The organism is Streptomyces sp. NPDC055078, assembly GCF_053607985.1.
Genome location: NZ_JBSGUP010000618.1, coordinates 1 through 4,918, shown reverse-complemented (window position 1 = coordinate 4,918; position 4,918 = coordinate 1). Strand labels below are relative to the sequence as shown.

General features: G+C 70.0%; 4 protein-coding genes and 2 pseudogenes. 4 read left to right on the top strand and 2 right to left on the bottom strand.

Going from position 1 to position 4,918, the window contains the following annotated elements; genetic code table 11:
• Complete coding sequence (gene ppk2 / locus ACWF94_RS33395; protein WP_453497221.1) at positions 1-822, bottom strand: polyphosphate kinase 2; 822 nt, start codon at positions 820-822, stop codon at positions 1-3.
• Positions 823-1,085: 263 nt separating this feature from the next.
• Between ppk2 and ACWF94_RS33390 the strand changes: the two genes are divergently transcribed.
• Positions 1,086-1,805 carry a class E sortase gene (locus tag ACWF94_RS33390; RefSeq protein ID WP_453497218.1) on the top strand — a complete coding sequence of 240 codons (720 nt, stop codon included), beginning with the start codon at positions 1,086-1,088 and terminating at the stop codon, positions 1,803-1,805.
• Here the strand turns inward: ACWF94_RS33390 and ACWF94_RS33385 are convergent.
• Positions 1,805-1,936, bottom strand: a pseudogene (locus ACWF94_RS33385) (VOC family protein); the annotation flags it as partial. The gene ACWF94_RS33390 and the pseudogene ACWF94_RS33385 overlap by 1 nt on opposite strands.
• A gap of 204 nt (positions 1,937-2,140) precedes the next feature.
• Here ACWF94_RS33385 and ACWF94_RS33380 point away from each other — a divergent pair.
• The 3 genes and pseudogenes from ACWF94_RS33380 to ACWF94_RS33370 all read left to right on the top strand — a co-directional run.
• Positions 2,141-3,472, top strand: a complete 1,332-nt coding sequence (locus ACWF94_RS33380; RefSeq protein ID WP_453497215.1) for a serine hydrolase domain-containing protein — start codon at positions 2,141-2,143, stop codon at positions 3,470-3,472.
• A gap of 14 nt (positions 3,473-3,486) precedes the next feature.
• Positions 3,487-4,377: a serine hydrolase gene (locus ACWF94_RS33375; protein WP_453497212.1), complete on the top strand. Its 891-nt coding sequence runs from the start codon at positions 3,487-3,489 to the stop codon at positions 4,375-4,377.
• A gap of 62 nt (positions 4,378-4,439) precedes the next feature.
• A pseudogene (locus ACWF94_RS33370) lies at positions 4,440-4,918 on the top strand (PucR family transcriptional regulator); the annotation flags it as partial.

Here is a 4,918-nt window from a genome sequence, read left to right as displayed (position 1 = left end):
CTACCGCAGGAGGCCCGCCGCGTGATCGGGGACATAGGTCTGGAGATCGCGCGGCGGGCGCACATAGCCGGTCGACGCCGGCCGCTCCGGGATCTCGATGACCGGGGGCCGCACCTCCTCGTACGGCACCGACGACAGCAGATGAGCGATCATGTTCAGCCGCGCCCGGCGCTTGTTGTCGCTCTCCACCACGAACCAGGGCGCCTCGGCGATGTCGGTGTGCACCTGCATCTCGTCCTTGGCGCGTGAGTACGCCTCCCAGCGCGTGATCGACTCCAGATCCATCGGCGACAGCTTCCACCGCCGGGTGGGATCCTCCAGCCGCCGCCGGAAACGTTCCTCCTGTACGGCGTCGCTCACCGAGAACCAGTACTTGCGCAGCAGGATCCCGTCCTCCACCAGCATCCGTTCGTAGATGGGGCACTGGCGCAGAAAGCGCTGGTGCTCCTCCTTGGTGCAGAAGCCCATCACATGCTCGACACCGGCCCGGTTGTACCAGCTCCGGTCGAACAGGACGATCTCCCCGGCGGCCGGCAGATGCTCCACATAGCGCTGGAAGTACCACTGGGTGCGCTGCCGTTCGGTGGGCTTGGGCAGCGCCGCGATCCGGGCGACCCGTGGGTTGAGATGCTCGGCGACCCGCTTGATCGTGCCGCCCTTGCCCGCCGCGTCCCGCCCCTCGAACACCACCACGAGCCGGACGCCCTCCGTCCGCACCCACTCCTGGAGCTTCACCAGCTCCGTCTGGAGCCTCAGCAGTTCCTTCTCGTACACGGAACGCGGCAGCGCCGCCGCCCCTGATCGTTCCTTCTTCCCGGCCATGTCCACTCCCCGGCTCGCTGCCTTCCTCCGCCGACCTCGCGGAGTCCTGGCACTGTACGGACGGAACCGACCGTACTGAGCATCGGGGAGACCCGCGCGGCGACCGTACCCCGGGCGGTGGTGACGTTGCCGCCGCCGCCCGGGTCCGGCATGGTGGAGGGACGACGGGAGCGTCCGCCCCACCCCGCGCGCTGTGCCCGTCGAGCGGCTCACGCCCCGCGCGCCCGCCCCCGCACCACCCGGCTATCGATCCGGACCCGCCCATGGCTGACTTCCGCGCCGTCCGCGCCGTGCCCCTCGCGCTCGCCACGGGGCTCACAGCAGGGCTGGCAGCCCTGCTCGCCGGCTGTTCCGGGGGCGGCGACGGGGTACGGGACGCCCTGGTCACCACCTCGGCCACGGTGAGTACCCCCGGATCCCCGTCCGGGGCGTCTCCGGCGGCGGGCCCGGTCCCGAGCCCGAGCGCTCCCGTCAGCCCGCGGACGCGGACGGCGATCCTGTCGATCCCGGCGATCGGCGTCCGGGATCTCCGGGTCGTCCCCTACGAGGGCACCACCGACGACCGGGCGGGGACCCTGATCCAGAACCGGGGCGTCGCGGCGAGCCCCTACGGGAAGCACGGCGGCGTCGGCCCGGGAGAGATCGGAAACTACCTCGTCACGGCGCATCGGCTCACCGCGGGCGGCCCCCTGCGCGATCTCCCCGCGCTCCGGAAGGGCGACACGGTCACCGTCACGGCTGCCGGCCGGACCCTGACGTACGAGATCACCGGGACCCGTCAGACCTCCTTCCGCTCCGAGCGCTCCCTCGCCGAGCAGCGGGCGGCGGTCCCGGGCCACCCGGGCGAGCGGCCCACCCGGGCGATGATCACCATCTCGACCTGCGCCACCCCGGAGGACGACGCGGCGGGCAACTTCTGGCGCGACGACCAGGGGAACCCCGAGCACCGTATCGACAAGATCGGCGTCCTGAAGTCCGGCTAGCCGGTGACCTCGACGAGGTCGGGATCGCTTCCGATGTGGACCTCGGCGCCGAACAGAGCGGCACAGAACCCCGCCGGCTCCATGGGTTCGGCACAGTCCCGTACGAGCACGCTCGTCTTTTCGACCGTCATACGGTTCGCCTACCCGCGGTTGTCACGCCCATACGGTCCGTTGCCGACCGCACCGTCCCGTACACGGGACGCGTTGAGGCCCCCCAGGCATTCGTCGGTCCGCACAATGTCGCGCCCCGGCTTTGTGTTCCCGGCCAAGTCCGGGAGGCGTCCACCCTGCCTACGCTTCTCGCACGCCTCAACCGACGACCAAGGACGGTTTACATGACCGTAGAAGTCGACCGCGCACGCTGGAACAACCTGCTGAACGAGGTGACGGCGAAGTACGGGGCGCCGGGCGCGACCCTCGCGTTCTCCCTCGGCGGGACGATGTACGAGTTCGCGACCGGGGTTCTCAACCGGGACACCCAGGCGCCCGTGCGCACGGACTCGCTCTTCCAGATCGGGTCGGTCACCAAGGTGTGGACGGCCACGCAGATCATGCTGCTGATCGAGGAGGGCCGGTTCACCCTCGACACCCCCTTCGCCGAGCTGCTGCCCGAGTTCGCCGTCGCCGACGAGGAACTCACCAAGTCGGTCACCATCCGGCATCTGCTCACCCACACCTCCGGTATCGACGGGGATCTCTTCCTCGACACCGGCCGCGGTGACGACTGTCTGGAGAAGTACACCGCGGCATGTCGTGAGCTGACCGCGATCCACCCCCTCGGCGCGACCCAGTCGTACTGCAACTCCGGATTCTCGATGCTGGGCCGGCTGATCGAGCATCTGACCGGCAAGACCTGGGACGCCGCCCTCCGCGAACAGATCATCGACCCCCTCGGTCTCACCCACACCGTGACCCTGCCGGAGGAAGTCCTCCGCCGCAGCGCCGCCGCCGGGCATCTGGCGGACGGTTCCGTCACCCCGTCCTGGGGTCTGATGCGTTCCGCCGGACCCGCCGGGGTGATCTGCGCGCGGGCGTCGGACGTGGTCCGGTTCGGACTGGCCCATCTCTCCGGCGGACTGCTCCGCGGCCCCGAGGTGATGTGGGAGCCGCATGTGGCCCTGCCGGGTCCGCTGCCCTTCGTCTCCGAGTGGGGGCTGGGCTGGATGCTGGACACCGTGGGCGGGCACCGGGTCATCTCGCACGGCGGGAACACGATCGGTCAGTCCGCGATGCTGTGGGTCGTACCCGAACTGGGCTTCTCCGCCTCGGTGCTGATGAACGGCGGCGACTCCATGGCGCTGGAGCACGCGGTGGGGACCGCGATCTTCGGCGAGCTGCTCGGGATCGAGGTCCCGCCGCTGCCGCAACCGCCCGCCACCCCCGTCGCCGCCGACACCGAACGCTTCGCCGGCGTGTACGAGAGCGTGGGCAACCGGGTCACCCTGACGGCACGCGATGGCGGCGGCCTTCATCTGAAGACGCGGCGCAAGGGCGCTCTGGCCGATATCGACCCGGGCATGGAGGCCGATATGACCGTCCTGGACGAGCGGACCGTCATCGGCGAACTCGCCGGAAAGGGCAGCTGGGTGCCCATCGCGTTCTTCGAACTCGCCGATGGCACCCCGTATCTGCACTTCGGTGCCCGCGCCATGCCGAAGACCGGCTGAAGGGGAACTTCGCCATGACGAGCACTTCCCGGGGCCGGGCGGAAATCCGGAAGATCTTCGACGACGCGGACACGGAGGGGTTCCTCCATGTCCGTGAGATCGACGGCGACGCGGAGATCGACTTCGGCGCCGACGACCCCGTCGTCCTGGCCTCCGTCTTCAAGGTGCCGGTCGCCCTCGAATACGCGCTGCGGACCACATCCGGAGAGCTGGATCCGACCAAGCGCATCCCGGTCACGGCCGCCTACAAGGACGGCGGCATCGGCACCAGCGGCTGCCTCGACGATGTCGGGATGAGCCTGCGCGATCTCGCCTTCATGATGCTGACGATGAGCGACAACGCCGCCACCGATGTGGTGACGCGCGAGGTCGGACTCGACCATGTCCACGCCACTCTCGCCTCGCTGGGACTCAAGCGCACCCGGATCATCGGGGACTGCCGGACCCTGCTCAACAGCGTGGTGCCGGAACTCGGTCTCGATCTCGACGGAGATGTCGAGGAACAGCTCAAGGCGGTCCCCGACGAGCGCATCCGCAACCTCGCGGTGCGCGACCCGGAGCGTACGACCTCGGGCACGCCACGCGAGATGACCGCTCTCCTGTCCGCCGTCTGGCGCGACGAGGCGGGGCCGCCCGCCGCCTGCGCCGAGGTCCGGCGGATCATGGGCCGGCAGATCTGGCCGCATCGCCTCTCCGCAGGGTTCGAGGACGGCATCAAGGTCTCCGCCAAGACCGGAACCCTGTGGGGGGTACGCAACGAGGCCGGTGTGGTGGAATACCCCGACGGTCGGCGCTACGCGGCGGCGGTGTTCCTCCGTACCCGGTCCATGGCCATGCGTCTGCCGCGGGCCGACGCCTCGATCGGTCTGGCCGCACGGGCCGCGATCGACCTGCTCCGAGCCTGACAGGCGGATCTCATGCCAGACGAAAAGGCGTAATGTCGGTCTACGCCCACTACCGTGACTCCATGACGAACCGGCAACGCCCCAGCCTGCGGCGCATCATCGATGACCTGGGCACATCGGTGCTCGATGTCGCCGCAGCCCCGGGCGAACTCGGCACGGAGATCACCGGGGTCCATATCTACGACCCCCTGGACGAGTTGCTGGTCATGCCCGGCACACTGCTCCTCGCCGTGGGGGTCGAGGGCCGCGACCAGATCCGCGCACTGGTCAAGGCCGCGGCGCAGGCCGCCGCCGTCATCGTCAAGCAGCCCGTGGACGTGGACGACGCCCTCCGGGAAGCGGCACGGGAATCCCGGGTCGCGGTGCTGGGTCTGGCCCGTGCCGCCTCCTGGGCCCAGATCGCCGCCATGCTGCGCGCGCTGCTCGCCGAGGGTGACCTCGGCGAGCAGGGCGAGGGCCCCGCCGACGATCTCTTCGCACTGGCGAACGCCATCTGCGCGCTGATCGACGCCCCCGTCACCATCGAGGACCGGGCCTCGCG

What these genes read in the sequence shown, in the direction of transcription:
- ACWF94_RS33380 (WP_453497215.1), top strand. Translation starts at nt 2,141, where the DNA reads ATGACCGTAGAAGTCGACCGCGCACGCTGGAACAACCTGCTGAACGAG.
- ppk2 (WP_453497221.1), bottom strand. Translation starts at nt 822, where the DNA reads ATGGCCGGGAAGAAGGAACGATCAGGGGCGGCGGCGCTGCCGCGTTCC.
- ACWF94_RS33390 (WP_453497218.1), top strand. Translation starts at nt 1,086, where the DNA reads ATGGCTGACTTCCGCGCCGTCCGCGCCGTGCCCCTCGCGCTCGCCACG.
- ACWF94_RS33375 (WP_453497212.1), top strand. Translation starts at nt 3,487, where the DNA reads ATGACGAGCACTTCCCGGGGCCGGGCGGAAATCCGGAAGATCTTCGAC.